This is a genomic window from Pontibacter sp. BAB1700, from assembly GCF_000277005.1.
GTDB classification, from domain to species: domain Bacteria; phylum Bacteroidota; class Bacteroidia; order Cytophagales; family Hymenobacteraceae; genus Pontibacter; species Pontibacter lucknowensis.
Map to the genome: position 1 here is coordinate 1 of NZ_AKIS01000251.1, position 1,952 is coordinate 1,952.

The window sequence follows — 1,952 nt, forward strand, 5'->3', positions numbered from 1 at the left end:
TATATTTTAGATTAATAATTATGGGTATAATTATACGATTTACAACTATAACCATATTGAAAAGTTTGGACTTTTAAAATTTATGTAACTTTTTTCGATCAACACTTCAGTAGCAAAACCGCCAAAACAGGTCAAAAACAAACATTTTTCATCTTTTTCAAATTGAAATATACAAAGTGTCTATGATTTAAGTAAGAATTTATCATAAAAGACTGGTTTTTCTAAAAAATTCATACTTATATTTGCAACAACTTATATATGAAGATAAGGACAAGGATTAGCCAAGCTCAATATTTTCATAAAAAGCACCAGGCAGGTTACCTGCTACTTTTATAGAAAACGGTAGTTTACCTGGGGCCTTATAAGGAGTACATTTTTTAATTTTTCAACTTTTAGCCAAAAAGATGAATACAATTTCCACTAAGGTGACTAAGTGGACGGGGACAACTCTGTCTGCTTTCATGCTCACACTCGTAGCCTTTCTACTCTCGACAGGCTTCGTAAACGCCCAGACTTACAGCGGGCCATTAGTAATCACAAAAGGAGGTACTTACACAGGTAACTGGGAGTCGAAAGACTCTGAGGTAGCTGCTGTAGACGTGCGTACTTCTGAACCTGTTGTCATTGTCAATTCGAACATCAGAGGGGCCGGTTACCTGATCAAAAGCTGGGGCCATGCCGCTAATATTACTGTCAGACACACCAAAGGTTACGGCCTAACTCCTACCCCTTGGCGTGATTACAAGAAGCCACGCCGCTTCTTGACAGTTAACAACTTTAAGAACATTGTAGTAGAGAACTGCTACCTTGAAGGTACAGCTGGTATCTATGTGGGTACGCGTTACGAGGGCAATGGCTCTACAAACGAAACTGTAAAGATCCGCTACAACAAAGCCAAGAACATCGACGGTCGCGTTCACGGAGGTGCTGAGCACTCGCAGTTTGCGCAGTTCAACTACCGCGGTAACCTGCCACACGCTGAGATCGCCTGGAACGAGATAATCAACGAGCCAAACAAGTCGCTTGTAGAAGACAACATCAACTTGTCTAACGCTCGTGGTACTTCTGCTTCTCCTATCCGCATCCACAACAACTTCATCAAGGGTGCTTACCCAATCCCTGCTACAGAAACTAAATTCTCAGGTGGTGGTATCATTGCTGACTCCTGGTACCAGGATGGCATGGGCGATCCGGCTTCAGTAGCCACAGCTCACGTGAAGGTATTTGACAACCAGACGGTGAACGTCGGTAACTATAACTACGCCATTGCTGGTGGCAACAACATCGAGGTATACAACAACCGTGGAGTAAACTCTGGTTTGTTTGACGATGGCACCCGCATGAACACACACAACGTGGGCCTGTATGGCTACGACTACTACAAGAAGGGTGCTACCTTCAATGCCGTAATGCGTAACAATGTTACCGGTGTTATGAGCCAGGGCAACCTTTTCGACAAGAACTACTTCCCGGATGGTCTGGTTAAAAACGAGAACAACCCATACGTTGGCGGTAACATCACAAAGCAGCACGAGCAGAATGAATACAGCGCCTGGTTGTCAAAGCTGAGCCGCAATGGTATCGCACTTGGCCCTAACGGATCAGCTCCGGCTACTTCTCCGTCGCAGCCAACACAGGATGCGCCGGTAGCAACTGCACCTGCTGAGCAGACACCACCTGCATCAACTTCACCGTCAACTGGAACTACAACTGGTACTGCTGGTACTGGCAAGATCACGCGTGACTTCTGGTCAAACGTACACGGTTCTACAATCAGCGTGGTACCAGTGAACACGAACCCAACTTCTACGAGCGCAATAAGCTCTTTCGAGGCGCCAACAGGTCAGGGTAACAACTACGGCCAGCGCATCCGCGGCTACGTGACGGCTCCTGCCTCAGGCCAGTACACTTTCTGGATCGCGGCCGACGACGTGGCTGAGCTGTACCTGAGC

At 46.2% G+C, this 1,952-nt stretch carries 1 protein-coding gene; it reads left to right on the top strand.

Features of this window, described 5'->3' with window-relative positions; genetic code table 11:
- Positions 1–404 precede the first annotated feature (404 nt).
- The coding region (locus O71_RS20930; protein ID WP_071530918.1) for a PA14 domain-containing protein at positions 405–1,952 on the top strand (1,548 nt) is incomplete at its 3' end.